Source organism: Xanthomonas sp. LMG 12461 (assembly GCF_009192935.1).
GTDB lineage: Bacteria > Pseudomonadota > Gammaproteobacteria > Xanthomonadales > Xanthomonadaceae > Xanthomonas_A > Xanthomonas_A sontii.
This window is the reverse complement of sequence record NZ_NQYT01000039.1, coordinates 1-16,981: the sequence shown is the minus strand read 5'-3', so window position 1 is coordinate 16,981 and position 16,981 is coordinate 1. Positions and strand designations below refer to the sequence as shown.

14 protein-coding genes are annotated in these 16,981 nt (G+C 70.8%); 7 read left to right on the top strand and 7 right to left on the bottom strand.

Annotated features, from left to right (window positions below; all coding sequences use genetic code 11):
• Nucleotides 1–397: 397 nt before the first annotated feature.
• Nucleotides 398–919: a hypothetical protein gene (locus tag CEK68_RS11060; protein ID WP_152239390.1), complete on the top strand. Its 522-nt coding sequence runs from the start codon at nt 398–400 to the stop codon at nt 917–919.
• Between the two features lie 60 nt (nt 920–979).
• On the opposite strand, the gene prpF is transcribed toward CEK68_RS11060, so the two are convergent.
• The 6 genes from prpF to prpB form a co-directional block, all read right to left on the bottom strand.
• On the bottom strand, nt 980–2,173 hold the full coding sequence (gene prpF / locus CEK68_RS11055) for a 2-methylaconitate cis-trans isomerase PrpF (RefSeq protein WP_152239389.1): 1,194 nt from the start codon (nt 2,171–2,173) through the stop codon (nt 980–982).
• A gap of 39 nt (nt 2,174–2,212) precedes the next feature.
• The gene (locus CEK68_RS11050) at nt 2,213–2,716 is read right to left on the bottom strand and encodes an SRPBCC family protein (protein WP_017910829.1); all 504 of its coding nucleotides are present in this window, start codon (nt 2,714–2,716) and stop codon (nt 2,213–2,215) included.
• Between the two features lie 30 nt (nt 2,717–2,746).
• On the bottom strand, nt 2,747–5,362 hold the full coding sequence (gene acnD, locus CEK68_RS11045; protein WP_152239388.1) for a Fe/S-dependent 2-methylisocitrate dehydratase AcnD: 2,616 nt from the start codon (nt 5,360–5,362) through the stop codon (nt 2,747–2,749).
• 263 nt (nt 5,363–5,625) lie between these two features.
• Nucleotides 5,626–6,789, bottom strand: coding sequence for a 2-methylcitrate synthase (gene prpC, locus CEK68_RS11040; RefSeq protein ID WP_150410527.1), 1,164 nt, complete (start codon nt 6,787–6,789; stop codon nt 5,626–5,628).
• 40 nt (nt 6,790–6,829) lie between these two features.
• Complete coding sequence (locus CEK68_RS11035) at nt 6,830–7,435, bottom strand: DUF1003 domain-containing protein (protein WP_152239387.1); 606 nt, start codon at nt 7,433–7,435, stop codon at nt 6,830–6,832.
• 31 nt (nt 7,436–7,466) lie between these two features.
• Entirely contained in the window at nt 7,467–8,354 is an 888-nt protein-coding gene (prpB, locus tag CEK68_RS11030; protein WP_010342451.1) for a methylisocitrate lyase, read from the bottom strand.
• Between the two features lie 119 nt (nt 8,355–8,473).
• Between prpB and CEK68_RS11025 the strand changes: the two genes are divergently transcribed.
• The 5 genes from CEK68_RS11025 (at nt 8,474) to CEK68_RS11005 (ending at nt 15,663) form a co-directional block, all read left to right on the top strand.
• A complete protein-coding gene (locus CEK68_RS11025; protein ID WP_152239386.1) occupies nt 8,474–9,715 on the top strand; it encodes a citrate synthase family protein in 1,242 nt (413 codons plus the stop codon).
• A 75-nt stretch (nt 9,716–9,790) separates the two neighbouring features.
• Nucleotides 9,791–10,399, top strand: a complete 609-nt coding sequence (lexA, locus tag CEK68_RS11020) for a transcriptional repressor LexA (protein ID WP_152239385.1) — start codon at nt 9,791–9,793, stop codon at nt 10,397–10,399.
• On the top strand, nt 10,399–11,019 hold the full coding sequence (gene imuA / locus CEK68_RS11015; protein ID WP_152239384.1) for a translesion DNA synthesis-associated protein ImuA: 621 nt from the start codon (nt 10,399–10,401) through the stop codon (nt 11,017–11,019). Before lexA ends, imuA begins: the two co-directional genes overlap by 1 nt.
• Nucleotides 11,020–11,029: 10 nt before the next feature.
• On the top strand, nt 11,030–12,454 hold the full coding sequence (locus tag CEK68_RS11010) for a DNA polymerase Y family protein (RefSeq protein WP_152239383.1): 1,425 nt from the start codon (nt 11,030–11,032) through the stop codon (nt 12,452–12,454).
• Nucleotides 12,451–15,663 (top strand): error-prone DNA polymerase, encoded by a 3,213-nt coding sequence (locus CEK68_RS11005; protein ID WP_152239382.1) that lies wholly within the window; start codon nt 12,451–12,453, stop codon nt 15,661–15,663. The genes CEK68_RS11010 and CEK68_RS11005 overlap by 4 nt, the downstream gene beginning before the upstream one ends.
• A gap of 85 nt (nt 15,664–15,748) precedes the next feature.
• On the opposite strand, the gene CEK68_RS11000 is transcribed toward CEK68_RS11005, so the two are convergent.
• Complete coding sequence (locus CEK68_RS11000) at nt 15,749–16,306, bottom strand: nuclear transport factor 2 family protein (RefSeq protein WP_226977849.1); 558 nt, start codon at nt 16,304–16,306, stop codon at nt 15,749–15,751.
• A gap of 13 nt (nt 16,307–16,319) precedes the next feature.
• Here CEK68_RS11000 and CEK68_RS10995 point away from each other — a divergent pair, with 13 nt between their 5' ends.
• Nucleotides 16,320–16,976, top strand: a complete 657-nt coding sequence (locus CEK68_RS10995; protein WP_152239380.1) for a helix-turn-helix transcriptional regulator — start codon at nt 16,320–16,322, stop codon at nt 16,974–16,976.
• Nucleotides 16,977–16,981: the final 5 nt, after the last annotated feature.

The window sequence follows — 16,981 nt, the reverse complement described above, 5'->3', positions numbered from 1 at the left end:
ACAAGGGCATGCACAGCGCGCAGTCGCAGTCGCAGTCGCCGGTGGCGGTGGCGGTGGCGGTGGCGGTGGCGGCGGAGCATGGAACCGCGAGATGCCCTGTGGGAGGGACTTCAGTCCCGACGCGCGAAGTCCTCAGGCTCCAGACCGCTTTGGCGCACCGGTGGCACCAACCCGCCGCGACGATGCTCGATCCATGGCACGCCACTTTCCCAAAAGCCCACGCCAAACCGCACGTTCGTCGCCCTCGGCCGAAAAGCAAACAGCGCAGACGGCCATCCCGCTGCCGCAAGCCCAACCGGGCCGCACGAAATCGCATCGCATACCGCGCGCCGCTTCACATAGCGACCGCCACTGACGTCTGAAGAGCGCGCATCCGCGCTGCCTTTGGAGAGACTCGATGTTCACACCCCGATCCCTGTCCCTCGTCGCCGCGTTCTGCGCGACGCTGCTCACCTGTTCCGCTCAGGCCAAGACCTGCACCGCGGTCGACAACATCGTGGCCAGCACCGCGTCGGACACCGCCAATCGCGCCGCTGGTGGCATTGGCGGGCACGTCGGCCTGCACATGCAGAACGCCACGACGCCGCTACCACCCAGCGGCGCGCAGAGTCAGCTCGGAAAATCGGCGTTCGCCAACTGGGCGACGTTCCAGGGCGCCTTCAACAACTGGGCAGCGGCCAAGACCGGCAAGCACGTCGACTGCGGCACCGGTGGCGGCGCGAAGGACATCGTCGATGCGGCCAGTGTCGGCATCACCGCGGGATGGGCCTGCACCTCCGCCGACGGGGACGGCATCTGCACCAACTGGCGCAAGTTCAAGCCGGTCAAGGTCTGCTTCTGGTACGCCAATTCGAGGACCACGAACGGCAAGTGGCTGCTCAACACGGCCTACCCGTCGCTCAACGCGGACTGCAGTTGAGCGGTCCCGCCACCGTTAATTGCGCCGTGCGGCGCTGGCGCCTCCGCACGGCCTGCCGGCTCAACCGGCCGGCGTCTCCGGCACCCGCACCCAGCCTTCCATCAGCACGCGCGCGCTGCGGCTCATCAGGGCCTTGGTGACGGCCCACTGGCCGTCCACCTGGCGCGCCTCGGCGCCGACCCGCAAGGTGCCCGAGGGGTGACCGAAGCGCACCGCGGTGCGTTCGCCGCCGCCGGCGGCGCGGTTGACCAGGGTGCCGGGGATCGCCGCGGCGGTGCCGATCGCCACCGCCGCGGTGCCCATCATCGCGTGGTGCAGCTTGCCCATCGACATCGCCCGCACCAGCAGGTCGATGTCGGCGGCCGCCACCGGCTTGCCGCTGGAGGCGGTGTAGTCCGCCGGCGGCGCGACGAAGGCGACCTTGGGCGTGTGCTGGCGCGTCGCCGCGTCTTCCAGCGTGGCGATCAGGCCCATGCGCAGCGCACCGTGCGCGCGGATGGTCTCGAAGCGCTGCAGCGCCTGCGCATCGCCGTTGATAGCGTCCTGCAGTTCGGTGCCCTGGTAACCCAGCGCCTGCGCCTCGAGAAAGATCGTGGGGATACCCGCGTTGATCAGGGTCGCCTGGAAGCTGCCGACGCCGGGTACTTCCAGCGTGTCGACCAGGTTGCCGGTGGGGAACATGGCGCCGCCGGCGCCGTCCTCGTCGGCGGCCGGGTCGAGGAATTCCAGCGCGATCTCCGCCGCCGGGAAGGTCACCCCGTCCAGCTCGAAATCGCCGGTTTCCTGCACCGCGCCATCGGTCATCGGCACCTGCGCGACGATGGTCTTGCCGATGTTGGCCTGCCAGATCCGCACCGTGGCCACGCCATCGCGCGGAATCCGCGCCGGATCCACCAGCCCAGCGGCGATCGCGAACGGCCCCACCGCCGCCGACAGATTGCCGCAGTTGCCGCTCCAGTCCACGAAGGCGCGCTCGATCGCCACCTGGCCGAACAGATAATCCACGTCGTGGTCCGGGCGCGTGCTCGGCGCCACGATCACGGTCTTGCTGGTGCTGGAGGTGGCCCCGCCCATGCCGTCGATCTGCTTGGCATAGGGATCGGGGCTGCCGATCACCCGTTGCAGCAGCGCATCGCGCGCCGGGCCCGGCGTCTGCGCCGCCGCGGGCAGATCCTGCAGGCGGAAGAACACGCCCTTGGAGGTGCCGCCGCGCATGTAAGTGGCGGGGATGCGGAGTTGCGGAGCGTGGGCCATGGCGGTTCCGGAGTGCGTACGAAAAGAAGAGACGGCGGATCAGGGCGAATCGGGAATCTCGGGCTCGACCAGTTGCGTCAGCAGGGTCAGCGACTCCTGCCAGCCGAGGTGGCAGAACTCCACCGGGATCTGCGGCGGGATGCCCTCCTGCACGATCTCCAGCGCGGTACCGCAGGCCACCGGTCGCAGCCGCACGGTCACGATCATCTCGCCGGGCAGGTCCGGGTTGTCGAAGCGGTCGGTGTGACGGATCAGCTGGCCGGGCACCAGTTCCAGGTAGGTGCCGCCGAAAGCGCTGCTGGTGCCGGTGCCGAGGTTGGTGAAGCTCATCCGGTAGCTGCCGCCCACCCGCGCGTCCAGCGCATGCACGGTGGCGACGAAGCCATGCGGCGGCAGCCATTTGACCAGCGCCGCCGGCTCCAGGAAGGCGCGGTAGACGCGCTCGGCCGGCGCGCGCAGCACGCGATGCAGGTGGACGGTCCCGGTGGTGGCGGCGGACGTGGTCATGGCGGTCTCCTCGGCGGTGGCGGGCGCGGCCAGCATGGCACGCGCCCGATGACAGCGGCAGCCGGCTCAGGCGCTGCGGGCGTCCTCGAGGAAATCCTGGGCGAAGCGCTGCAGCACGCCGCCAGCCTCGTAGATGGACACTTCCTCGTTGCTGTCCAGGCGGCACAGCACCGGCACCTCCACCACGGCGCCGTCCTTGCGCACGATACGCAGCGTCAGCGTGGCGCCCGGGGTGCGCGCGCCGACCACGTCGAAGGTCTCGCTGCCGTCGATGCCCAGGGTCGTGCGTGTGGTGCCCGGCAGGAACTGCAGCGGCAGCACGCCCATGCCGATCAGGTTGGTGCGGTGGATGCGCTCGAAGCCCTCGGCGACGATCGCCTCGACCCCGGCCAGGCGCACGCCCTTGGCCGCCCAGTCGCGCGAGGAGCCCTGGCCGTAGTCGGCGCCGGCGATCACGATCAGCGGCTGCTTGCGCGCCATGTAGGTCTCGATCGCCTCCCACATGCGCAGCACCTGCCCGTCCGGCTCCAGCCGGGTCAGCGAGCCCTGCTGCACCTTGCCATCGACCACCGCCATTTCGTTGATCAGCTTCGGGTTGGCGAAGGTGGCGCGCTGCGCGGTGAGGTGGTCGCCGCGATGGGTGGCGTAGGAATTGAAGTCCTCCTCCGGCACGCCCATGTGCGCCAGGTATTCGCCGGCGGCGCTGTCGGCCAGGATCGCGTTGGACGGCGACAGGTGGTCGGTGGTGATGTTGTCGCCGAGCACCGCCAGCGCGCGCATGCCGCGCAGCGTGCGTTCGCCGGCCAGCGCGCCTTCCCAGTACGGCGGGCGTCGGATGTAGGTGCTGCGCGGGCGCCAGGCGTACAGCGGCGCCACCGGCGCGCCCTGCTCCACGCGCACGTTGAACATCGACGCATAGACGCGGCGGAACTGCTCCGGCTTCACCGCCGCCCGCACCGCCGCATCGATCTCGGCGTCGCTGGGCCAGATGTCCTTCAGCCGCACCGCGCGGCCGTCGGCGTCGGTGCCCAGCACGTCCTTCTCGATGTCGAAGCGCACCGTGCCGGCGATGGCGTAGGCGATCACCAGCGGCGGCGAGGCCAGGAACGCCTGCTTGGCGTAGGGATGGATGCGCCCGTCGAAGTTGCGGTTGCCCGACAGCACCGCGGTGGCGTACAGGTCGCGCTCCACGATCTCCTGCTGGATGCGCGGATCCAGCGCGCCGCTCATGCCGTTGCAGGTGGTGCAGGCGAAGGCGACGATGCCGAAGCCCAGCGCCTCCAGGTCCGGCAGCAGGCCGGCCTCTTCCAGGTACAGCTGCACCGCCTTGGAACCCGGCGCCAGCGAGGTCTTCACCCACGGCTTGCGGGCCAGGCCGCGCACGCGCGCATTGCGCGCCAGCAGGCCGGCGGCGATGACGTTGCGCGGGTTGGAGGTGTTGGTGCAACTGGTGATGGCGGCGATGATCACCGCGCCGTCGGGCATGCGCCCCTGCGCCTGCTCGGCCTGGCCGGCGGCCAGCTTGGTGGCGTCGGCGATGCCGCGCGCGGCCAGTTCGGTGGTCGCCACGCGCTTGTGCGGGTTGCTGGGGCCGGCCATGTTGCGCACGACCTGCGACAGGTCGAAGCGCAGCACGCGCTCGTACTGCGCGGTGGCCAGCGCATCGGCCCACAGTCCGGTGGTGCGCGCGTACTGTTCCACCAGCGCCACCTGCGCTTCCTCGCGCCCGGTCAGGCGCAGGTAGTCGAGCGTCTGCTGGTCGATGTAGAACATCGCCGCGGTGGCGCCGTATTCCGGGCACATGTTGGAGATGGTGGCGCGGTCGCCGATGGTCAGCGCGGCGGCGCCTTCGCCGAAGAATTCCAGATAGGCGCCGACGACACGCTCCTGGCGCAGGAACTCGGTCAACGCCAGCACCACGTCGGTGGCGGTGATGCCGGGCTGCGGCCGGCCGCTCAGCTCCACGCCGACGATGTCCGGCAGGCGCATCCACGAGGCGCGGCCGAGCATCACGCTCTCCGCTTCCAGCCCGCCGACGCCGATCGCGATCACGCCCAGCGCATCCACGTGCGGGGTGTGGCTGTCGGTGCCCACGCAGGTATCGGGGAAGGCGACGCCGTCGTGCACGTAGATCACCGGCGACATCTTCTCCAGATTGATCTGATGCATGATGCCGTTGCCCGGCGGGATCACGTCCACGTTGCGGAACGCGCGCTTGCTCCAGTCGATGAAGTGGAAGCGGTCCTCGTTGCGGCGATCCTCGATCGCGCGGTTCTTGGCGAAGGCCTGCGGATCGTCGCCGCCGCACTCCACCGCCAGCGAGTGATCGACGATCAACTGCACCGGCACCACCGGATTGACCTTGGCCGGGTCGCCGCCCTGCTCGGCGATGGCATCGCGCAGCCCGGCCAGGTCGACCAGCGCGGTCTGGCCGAGGATGTCGTGGCATACCACCCGCGCCGGAAACCACGGAAAATCCAGGTCGCGGCGGCGCTCGATCAACTGCAGCAAGGCATCCTGCAGCAGGTCCGGATCGCAGCGGCGCACCAGGTTCTCGGCGAACACCCGCGACACATAGGGCAGGCCGGCATAGGCGCCCGGGCTGATCGCATCGACTGCGGCCTGCGCATCGAAGTAGTCCAACGCGGTGCCGGGAATGGATTTACGGTAGTGGCTGTTCATGGCTGGCTACAGTAGAAAAAACGAAGACAGGACCCCTTCTCCCTTCGGGACCTTGGCCCCCTTCTTGGGGGAAGATGCCCCGAAGGGGCGGATGAGGGTACGGGGCGAAGCCTGGTGCAACCCGATTCCTCATGCGGGCGGATGAGGGTACGGGCGAAGCTCAATGCAACCCAACACCACGAGGCTGCGCCCGTACCCTCACCCCCAACCCCTCTCCCGATGGGAGAGGGGAGTGTCACGCGGGGTCGAGGCGTACAGGCGCATCACTTGCGCTGATCGATCGGCACGAACGCCTGATCCTCCGGCCCCACGTAGTGCGCGCTGGGGCGGATGATCTTGCCGTCGATGCGCTGCTCGATGATGTGCGCGCTCCAGCCGGCGGTGCGGGCGATCACGAACAGCGGGGTGAACATCGCCGTCGGCACGCCCATCATGTGGTAGCTGACCGCGCTGAACCAGTCCAGGTTCGGGAACATCTTCTTGATGTCCCACATCACCGTCTCCAGGCGCTCGGCGATGTCGTACATCTTGCGGCTGCCCTGCGCCTCGGACAGTTCGCGCGCCACGTCCTTGATGACCTGGTTGCGCGGATCGGACACCGTGTACACCGGGTGGCCGAAGCCGATGATGACTTCCTTGCGCTCGACCCGCGCGCGGATGTCGGCCTCGGCCTCGTCCGGCGTGTCGTAGCGCTTCTGCACCTCGAAGGCGACCTCGTTGGCGCCGCCGTGCTTGGGCCCGCGCAGCGCGCCGATGCCGCCGGCGATGGCGCTGTACATGTCGCTGCCGGTGCCGGCGATGACCCGGCAGGCGAAGGTGGACGCGTTGAACTCGTGTTCGGCGTACAGGATCAGGCTGGTGTGCATCGCCTGCACCCATTCCTCGTGTGGCTTGAAGCCGTGCAGCAGGCGCAGGAAATGCCCGCCGATCGAATCGTCGTCGGTCTCCACCTCGATGCGCCGGCCGTTGTGGCTGTAGTGGTACCAGTACAGCAGCATCGAGCCGAGGCTGGCCATCAGCTTGTCGGCGATGTCGCGCGCGCCGGGATGGTTGTGGTCGTCCTTCTCCGGCTGCACGCAGCCCAGCACCGACACGCCGGTGCGCATCACGTCCATCGGATGCGCCGACGGCGGCAACTGCTCCAGCGCGGCCTTGACCGCGGCCGGGATGCCGCGCAGCGAGCGCAGCTTGGCCTTGTAGCCGCGCAGCTCGCTGTTGCTGGGCAGCTTGCCGTGCACCAGCAGGTAGGCGATCTCCTCGAACTGGCTGGTGCGCGCCAGGTCCAGGATGTCGTAGCCGCGGTAGTGCAGGTCGTTGCCGCTGCGGCCCACCGTGCACAGCGCGGTGTTGCCGGCGGCGGTGCCGGACAGGGCCACCGATTTCTTCGGCTTGAAGGTAGGGGCGGTCTGCGGAGCGGTGTCGTTCATGGCGAATCTCCCGGTGTTGCGGTCGGATGGACGCAGTGGATCAGGGGGCGTGCGGCGCCGGTGGCCAGGCCCCGGCGCGCTCGAGCAGTTGCTGCAGCATGGCGATCTGGCGGTTCTGCTGATCCACCAGCGTCGCCCAGTCCTGCTCGCGCAGCTGGTTGAGCTTCTCGTGCACCTGCAGGATCTCCAGCTCGGCCTTGATGTTCACTTCGTAGTCGTTCTGCGCATGCAGGCGGTCCACCGCCGCCTGGCGGTTCTGGCTCATCATGATCACCGGCGCCTGGATCGCGGCCAGGCACGACAGGCACAGGTTGAGCAGGATGTAGGGATACGGATCGAAGGCGTGCGCCAGCACCAGGCTGTTGAGCACGATCCAGCCCAGCAGCACCACGCAGAAGCCGATGATGAACGTCCAGCTGCCGCCGATCGCGGCGACGCGGTCGGCGACGCGCTCGCCCAGCGAGCGGTCGCGGTCGGCCTGCGTGACGATGTCGCGGGCCACGTGGCGCTTGGCGATGAAGCGCTCCACCACCTCGCGCTCGGCCTCGGACAGCTTGTCCAGTTCGGTCTGCAGCAGCTGCCGCGCGGTCTGGCGGCGGTCGATGCGGCTGCGCAGGAACGAGGCAGCGCTGGCGTGGGTATTCATGGGCAGGCCCGGGCAGGAAAATCGCCGCCGATCATGCGCCCTTGCCGGCGAACAGCGCATCCAGGCGCTGCTCGAAGGCGTGGTAGCCGATGCGCTCGTACAGCTCCTCGCGGGTCTGCATGCGCTCCAGCACTCCCTGCTGATGGCCGTCGCGGCGGATCGCGGTGTACACGTCCTCGGCGGCCTTGTTGGCGGCGCGGAACGCCGACAGCGGGAACAACTGGATCGCCACGCCGGCCGACGCCAGTTCGTCGCGGGTGAACAGCGGGGTCTTGCCGAACTCGGTGATGTTGGCCAGCACCGGCACCTTCACCGCGTCGACGAAACGGCGGTAGGTGTCCAGGTCGTACGCGGCCTCGGCGAAGATGCCGTCGGCGCCGGCCTCCACGCAGGCGATGGCGCGTTCGATCGCCGCGTCCACGCCCTCGGTCTGGATCGCGTCGGTGCGCGCGATCAGGAAGAAGTCCGGATCGGTCTTGGCATCGGCCGCGGCCTTGACCCGGTCCACCATCTCGCCCTGGCTGACGATCTCCTTGCCGGGACGGTGGCCGCAGCGCTTGGCGCCGACCTGGTCCTCGATGTGGCAGGCCGCCGCGCCGGCCTTGATCAACGCCTTGATGGTGCGCTCGATGTTGAACGCGCTCGGCCCGAAGCCGGTGTCGATGTCCACCAGCAGCGGCAGCGGGCACACGTCGGTGATGCGACGCACGTCGATCAGCACGTCTTCAAGTGTGTTGATGCCCAGGTCCGGCAGGCCCAGCGAGCCGGCGGCAACGCCGCCGCCGGACAGGTAGATGGCCTTGTAGCCGGCGCGCTGCGCCAGCAGCGCATGATTGGCGTTGATCGCGCCGATCACCTGCAGCGGCGCTTCGGCGGCCAGGGCGGCGCGGAAACCGGCGCCGGGGGAAACGAGGGACATGGACGGCTCCTGACGAAGAGGCGGTGGCGCCCCGCCGGGCGTTCCGCGATGGGCGCCAATCTGGCACTCTCGCCGGCATGGATCAATCTTGATTCAATGAATCAACCTATCGTCCCTTCATGTCCGACAGCCCCGACCGCAACCTGATCTCCGCCGCGCAGGCCTGCGCCCTGCTCGGCATCAGCAGCGCCACCCTGTACGCCTACGTCAGCCGCGGCCTGCTCAGCTCGCGCGCCGGTCCCGACCACCGCAGCCGCGCCTACCTGCGCGCCGAAGTGGAGCGGCTGGCGCAGCGCAAGCGCGCCGGCCGCGGCGCCGCGCGCGGTGCCGCGCAGAGCCTGGACCGCGGCCTGCCGGTGCTGGAGACGCGGATCTCGCTGATCCGCCCCGACGGCCCCTACTATCGCGGGCGTTCGGCGGTGGCCATGGTGCGCGCCGGCGCCAGCCTGGAGGACGTCGCGCGGCTGCTGTGGGACTGCCCGGAGGGCGAAGACCCGTTCGCCAGCGCCCCGGTCGCGCCCTGGCCGGAGGTAGTGGCGCCGCTGGCCGGCCATGCCGCGCTGCCGCCGCTGGAACGCGCCATGGCCTGCATCCCGCTGCTGGCCCTGGACCTGCGCCAGTCGCTCAACGCCGCCCCCGGCGTGCGCCGCGAGATCGCCGCCACCCTGCTGCGGCAGAACGCCGCGCTGCTGGTCGGCACCGCGCCGGACGCGCGCCCGCTGCATCGCCTGATCGCCGACCACTGGCGTCCCGGCGATGCCGACTTCGCCGAACTGGTGCGCGCCGCGCTGCTGCTGTGCGCCGACCACGAACTCAACGTCTCCGCCTTCGCCGCCCGCGTGGTCGCCTCCACCGGCGCGCCGCTGCATGCCACCGTCAGCGCCGGCCTGGCCGCGCTGTCCGGCCCGCGCCACGGCGGCGCCACCGCCCGCGCCCACGCCCTGCTGCGCGACGCCCAGGACGCGCCCAGCGCCGCCGCCCTGATCGCCGAACGCTGGCAGCGCGGCGACGACCTGCCCGGCTTCCACCACGCCCTGTACCCCGACGGCGACCCGCGCGCAGCCGAAGTGCTGCGCCTGCTGCGCGAACGCAGCGGCGGCAGCGCACGCATGCAGCACGTGGATTCGGTAATCGCCGCCGCCCAGGACTGCAGCGGCCAGCGCCCGAACATCGACTGCCTGCTCGCCGCGCTCTGCTTCGTCCACGACCTGCCGGCGGCGCACGCCCTGGTGCTGTTCGCCGCCGCCCGCCAGGCCGGCTGGCTGGCCCACGCCCTGGAGCAGCAGGCCCTGGGCAAGCTGATCCGGCCACGGGCGCGCTACACCGGGGCGATGCCGGAGGATGGCGCTGGGCGCGGCTGACACCGCCGAGAGACGCCGAACGCGTTCAGCGCCCCATCTCGCCAAGGCCGCGCCCTCGGTGTACAAATGTACACCATGACCACTCTGTCCCCGCAGCGCGCCGCCATCCTCGCCTACGTCCACGCCTGCGCCGAGCAGGACGGGCGGCCGCCGAGCCTGGCCGAGATCGCCGAACGCTTCGGCTTCGCCTCGCGCAATGCCGCGCGCAAGCATGTGCAGGCGCTGGTCGAGGCCGGACTGCTGGAGCAGGTGCCGCAGCAGGCGCGCAGCCTGCGCCCGGCGCAGGCCGGCGCGCGCAGCGAACTGCTGCAACTGCCGGTGCTGGGTCGGGTCGCCGCCGGCGCGCCGATCGGTGCCGACATCGGCCTGGACCAGCAGTTGCGCCTGGACCGCGCGGTGTTCGCGCTGCGCCCGGACTACCTGCTGCGGGTGCAGGGCGATTCGATGATCGACGACGGCATCCTCGACGGCGACCTGGTCGGGGTGCGCCGCGCCGCCGATGCGCACAACGGCCAGATCGTGGTGGCAAGGCTGGACGGCGAGCTCACCATCAAGCGCTACCGCGCCGATGGCAACGGCATCGCGCTGCTGCCGCGCAATCCCGCCTATGCGCCGATCGTGGTCGCTCCCGGGCAGGACTTCGCCATCGAAGGGCATTACTGCGGCCTGATCCGGCCCGGCTGATGGCCGCCGTCGTCCCCCTCGACCGCCTGCTGGCCGAACGCCGGGTCTGGCGCGGCCAGCCGACGGCGCTGCCGCCCAGCGCGCAGCCCACCGGGCACGCCGCGCTGGACGCGGTGCTGCCCGCGCGCGGCTGGCCGGAGATGGCGCTGACCGAACTGCTGCACGCCGCCGACGGCATCGGCGAACTGCAGCTGCTGTGGCCGACGCTGGCGCGGCTGTCGCAGGGCGGCGGCCGCATCGTGCTGGTCGATCCGCCGTACCTGCCCTACCCCGCTGCCTGGGCCCAGGCCGGCGTGGCGCTGGCGCAGGTGCAGATCGTCCGTGCCGGCGCCGACGCGGCCTGGGCCGCCGAACAGTGCCTGCGCGCCGGCAGTTGCGCGGCGGTGCTGTGCTGGCCGGGGCTGGCCGGCGACAAGACCCTGCGCCGGCTGCAGGTGGCCGCCGAGACCGGGCGCACCCTGGGCTTCGCCTACCGGCCGCTGAAGGCCGCCGCCAATCCGTCGCCGGCCGCGCTGCGCATCGCCATCGACGCCGCGCCGGCGCAACTGCGCGTGCTCAAGTGCCGCGGCGGGCTGCCGCCGGCGCAGCCGATCGCGCTGTCCGCCCTGGCGACCGGGTGAGGCCGCTGCCGTGCGCTGGGCCTGCATCCTGTTGCCGCAACTGGCGCTGGACACCGTCCTGCGCCGCTGGCCATCACCGGACGAACCGCTGGCGCTGCTCGACGGTCCGCCGCAGCGGCGCACGCTGAAGGCGGTCAACGCCGCCGCGCGCGCCCGCGGCCTGCGCCCCGGACAATCGCTGGTCACCGCGCAGGCCCTGTGCGATCGCTTCGCCACCGCCCTGCACGATGCCGAAGAAAGCCGCCGCAGCCAGCAGTTCCTTGCGGCGTGGGCGTACCGCTTCAGTTCGCTGGTCAGCACCGACTACCCCGGCGCGCTGCTACTGGAGATCGAGGCCAGCCTCGGCCTGTTCGGGCCCTGGCCGCGCTTCGAGGCACGGCTGCGCGAGGAACTGACTGCGCTGGGCTTCCGCCACCGCATCGTGGTCGCGCCGCACCCGCTGGCCGCGCGCGCGCTGGTCAATGCCCACGACGGCATCGCCCTGCTCGACAACGCCGCGCTGCAGCGCGCGCTGGGGCAGTTGCCGATCGCCCGCGCCGGGTTGTCGCCGGCCCTGGCCGAGGGCTTCGCGCGGATGGGCCTGCGCCGCCTGCAGCAGCTGTTCGCACTGCCGCGCACCGCGCTGGCGCGGCGCTATCCGCCGGCCCTGCTGCAGCACCTGGACGCGTTGCGCGGGCAGGCGCCGCTGCCGCTGCAGTACTACCTGCCGCCGGACCGCTTCGATGCGCGCGTGGAACTGGGCTATGCCACCGAATCCAACCAGGCGCTGCTGTTCCCGCTGCGTCGCCTGACCCAGGACCTGGCCGCGTTCCTGGCCGGGCGCGACGGCGGCGTGCAGCGCTTCCGCCTGCTGCTGGAACACGAGGACCTGGAGCCCAGCGTGGTGCCGGTGGGCCTGCTCGCCGCCGAGCGCGATGCGGCGATGCTGTTCGAACTGGCGCGCGGGCGCCTGCAGCAGGCCAGCGTGCCGGCATCGGTGCAGGCACTCCGCCTGTGTGCCGACGAACTGCCGCCGTTCGTGCCGGCCGCGCGCGAACTGTTCGACGAGCGCGCGCAACAGGCGCTGCCGTGGGAGCAACTGCGCGAACGCCTGCGTGCGCGCCTGGGCGACGACGCCGTGCACGGCCTGCGCGCGCATGCCGACCATCGCCCGGAACTGGCCTGGCGCGCCGAATCCAGCACGGCGCGCAGCACGGCCACACCCGCCACCGCCGCACCGCCACGCCCCGGCTGGCTGCTGGCGCGGCCAGTGCCGCTGCGCGAACGCGCGCCCGAGCGACTGGCCGGGCCGGAACGCATCGAGAGCGGCTGGTGGGATGACGGCGACGTGCGCCGCGACTACTACGTCGTGCGCACCCGCCAGGGCCAACGCGCCTGGGCCTTCGCCCCGGCCGACGCGCCGGACGCACTGATGCTGCACGGCTGGTTCGCATGAGCCACACCCCGCCGCATCCACGCATGCCGCCGCGCCTGCGGCTGCTGCCGACGCCTGCCCCTGCGCCAACCAGTGCACCCGCCGCCAACGTGCCGCGCACGCCAGCGGACTCCACCCTGCCCGACTACGCCGAACTGCATTGCCTGTCCAACTTCAGCTTCCAGCGCGGCGCCTCGCACCCCTGGGAACTGTGCGAACGCGCGCTGCACCATGGCTACCGCGCCCTGGCGATCACCGACGAATGCAGCCTGGCCGGCATCGTGCGCGCGTGGCAGGCGGCCCGGGACATGGGCCTGCACCTCATCGTCGGCAGCGAGATCCAATTCGAGCACGGCCCCAAGCTGGTGCTGCTGGCCGAGACCCTGCACGGCTACCAGCGGCTGTGCCGGCTGATCACCCTGGCCCGGCGCCGCGCCGACAAAGGCAGCTACCGCGCGCTGCGCGAGGATCTGGCCAGCGCGGACGACGGCGCCGGCCTGCTGTGCCTGTGGCTGCCGCGCGGCGATGGCGACGACGCCGCGGACGGTGTCTGGCTGCAGGCGCGCTTCCCGCAGCGGCTCTGGCTGGCGGTGGAACTGCTGCGCGGTCCCGACGACGCCGCGCTGCTGCAGGCGCGCCTGCAGTTGGCGCATGCGCTGCAGCTACCGGCCGTGGCCAGTGGCGACGTGCACATGCATGCGCGCGGCCGCCGCGCGTTGCAGGACACCTTGACCGCGATCCGCCAGCGCCTGCCGCTGCACGAAGCCGGCGCCCACCTGTATCCCAACGGCGAACGCCACCTGCGCCCGCGCGCCACGCTGGCGACGCTGTATCCGCCGGAACTGCTCGCCGAAACCGTGCGCATTGCCCAGCGCTGCACGTTCGACCTCGGCCAACTGCAGTACGAATACCCGCACGAACTGGTGCCCCCCGGGCACACGCCCACGCAATGGCTGCGCATCCTCACCGAACGCGGCGCGGCCGAGCGCTGGCCGCACGGCGTGCCGGACAAGGCGCGGCGCCTGATCGAACACGAACTCGGCGTGATCGAGCGGCTGAAGTACGAGTCCTACTTCCTCACCGTCTACGACCTGGTGCGCTTCGCGCGCTCCAAGGACATCCTGTGCCAGGGCCGCGGCTCGGCGGCGAACTCGGCGGTGTGCTACGCGCTGGGCATCACCGCGATCGATCCGGACCGCATCGGCATGTTGTTCGAGCGTTTCATCTCCGAGGAACGCAAGGAGCGGCCGGACATCGACATCGATTTCGAGCACGAGCGCCGCGAGGAAGTGATCCAGTACATCTTCCGCCACTACGGCCGCGAGCGCGCCGCACTGGCCGCGGTGGCGATCAGCTACCACACGCGCAGCGCGGTGCGCGACGTGGCGCGCGCACTGGGCCTGCCCAGCGACACCGTCGACGCGCTGTCGTCCGCGCTGGGCCAGCGCGATCCGGTGGAGTCGGCACAGGAACTGCTGCGCGAACGCGGCTTCGACCCGGACACGCCGGTGATGCGCCGGCTGCTGGTGCTCGCCGGCCAACTGATCGGCTTCCCGCGTCACCTTTCGCAGCATCCCGGCGGCTTCGTCATCTCCGAGCATGCGCTGCACACCCTGGTGCCGGTGGAGAACGCGACCATGGCCGAGCGCACGGTGATCCAGTGGGACAAGGACGACCTGGAACTGGTCGGGCTGATGAAGGTCGACGTGCTCGCGCTGGGCATGCTCAGCGCGCTGCGGCGCACCCTGGACCTGCTGCGCGCACACCGCGGCTGCGACTACACGCTCGCCACCATCCCTGCCGAAGACCCGCAGACCTACGCGATGATCCAACGCGCCGACACCATCGGCGTGTTCCAGATCGAATCGCGCGCGCAGATGGCGATGCTGCCGCGGCTGCAGCCGAAAGAGTTCTATGACCTGGTCATCCAGGTGGCGATCGTGCGCCCCGGCCCGATCCAGGGCGGCATGGTGCATCCGTATCTGCGCCGGCGCAGCGGCGAGGAGGCCACCGACGATCTGCCAGACGAGTTGCGCGAGGTCTTCAAACGCACGCTTGGCGTGCCGCTATTCCAGGAACAGGTGATGCAACTCGCGGTGGTCGCCGCCGGCTACACGCCGGGCCAGGCCGATCAGTTGCGCCGTTCGATGGCGGCCTGGAAACGCCACGGCGGGCTGGAACCGCATCGCGACAAGTTGTTGCAGGGCATGCTGGAGAGGAACTACACCGCCGAATTCGCCGGACGCATCTTCGAGCAGATCAAGGGCTTCGGCAGCTACGGCTTTCCCGAAAGCCACGCCGCCAGTTTCGCCCTGCTCACCTACGCCAGTTGCTGGCTCAAGTGCCACGAACCGGCCGCGTTCACCTGCGCGCTGATCAACAGCTGGCCGATGGGCTTCTACAGCCCCGACCAGTTGCTGCAGGACGCACGCCGCCACGGCCTGCAGGTGCGGCCGGTGGACGTACGCTACAGCGATTGGGATTGCAGCCTGGAAGCGCATAGTCCCGACCCGCAGGTGCAGCCGGCGATCCGCCTGGGCCTGCGTCTGGTCCGCGGCCTGGCCGAGGACGCCGCACTGCGTCTGCAGCAGGCGCGCGCGCAGGCCCCGTTCCACGACCTCGCCGACCTGTGCCACCGCGCCGCGCTCGACGACAAGGCGCGCGCCGCGCTCGCCGACGCCGGCGCGTTGAAAGCGCTGGCCGGCCATCGCCATCGTGCTCGCTGGGCCGTGGCCGGCGTCGAAGCGCAGCGCCCCCTGTTCGAAGCGCTCGCAGCGACGCCCGAGCAACAGGTCGCGCTGCCGCTGCCCAGCCAGGGCGAAGACATCCGCGCCGACTACGCGACGCTCGGCACTACCCTGGGCAAGCATCCGCTGAGCCTGCTGCGCGCGCAACTGCGCGCGCGCCGCTACCGCCACTCCGGCGAACTGCACGCACTGCCGCATGCCAGCGCCGTCGCCATCGCCGGCCTGGTGACCATGCGCCAGCGCCCGCAGACCGCCAGCGGCGTCACCTTCGTCACCCTCGAGGACGAGCACGGCCTGGTCAACGTGGTGGTGTGGCGACGCCTGGCCGAACGCCAGCGCCAGGCCCTGCTCGAATCCCGGCTGCTGCTGGTACGCGGTCGCGTCGAGACCGAAGGCAAGGTCCGCCACCTGATCGCCGCCCACCTGGAAGACCTGACGCCCATGCTGCTCGGCCTGGATATCCGCAGCCGGGATTTCCACTGACGCGGCACCGCGTTGCGTGCCAGATCGAGGCGACGCCGGCGCACGCGCAACCACTCGCTGCCGCGCGATAGGACTACCTGCAAGCTCAGGACTGCTTGCCCAACGCCGCTAGCAACGTCTGCACGCCTTTCCAGCCCCAGTACACGCGGTGGCAGGCGATCAATCCGGCAGCGTCCAGATCCATCACCTCCACCAGATCGACCTGGTCGCCCTGCGGGGTTTCGCGCGGATACTCCCAGACCAATTGCCGCCCCGACACATGCCGGCGGCCGCTGCGGTACCAGCGGCCCAGGCCGTTCTCGGGCTGGGCGAAGGACGCGGCGAAGAACGCGGCGATGGCATCGCGGCCCTGCAACCGCCCGTCCTGGCGCGTCGCCGACGCCACATAGGCCAAGGGCGATTCCAACCGCGCATCCGGCGCATACAACTCCATCAACTCCGGCAGATCGCGCGCGACCACATGCCGATGCCAATGTTCGAACACGAGGTGCGCATCGCGCTCGGTGGGGTTCGGCGACGTTTCGTTCGTCTGCATCGGCAGGCTCCGATGGGAATCCGCGCAGTCTAGGAATCCGCCAGGCACATCGTTTCGGCGCGCATCGAAACGTCGCGGCGCGGCCAGTCCTATGATCACCACGTCCATCGGGAGCGTGACGATGCATCTGGAACACCCTAAGCTGGCAGTGACCGCGTTCCTGATCGCCGACCCGGCCCGCGCCGCCATGCTGATGGCGCTGGTCGATGGACGCGCACTGCCGGCCGGCGAACTGGCCTTCGCCGGCGGCGTCACCCCGCAGACCGCCAGCGCGCACCTGGCAAAGCTGCTGGACGGCGGCCTGCTGGCGGTCGAGGTCCAGGGCCGCCACCGCTACTACCGCCTGGCCAACGCGCACGTCGCCACCGTGCTCGAGACGCTGGCCACTCTCGCGCCACCACAGACATCACGCCGCCGCAACCCGCATCGCGACGCCCAATCGCTGCGCCTGGCACGCTGCTGCTACGACCACCTCGCCGGGCGTCTCGGCGTGGCGATCACCGAGGCACTGGAACAGCGCGCCTGGCTGACCGGCGACGACGACACCACACGCTACGCCGTCTCTTCCGAAGGCGCGGCATGGTTCGCGCGCATGGGCGTGGATCTGCCACAGCTTGCCCAAGGCCGCCGCGCCCAGGCCCGGCGCTGCCTGGACTGGACCGAACGCCGCCACCACCTCGCCGGCGCCCTGGGCGCCGCCCTGCTCGATCAGCTCTCCGCCCGACACTGGCTGCGCCGCGTCGACGGCTCGCGCGCACTAGTTGTGATCTCTCAGTAGGTTGT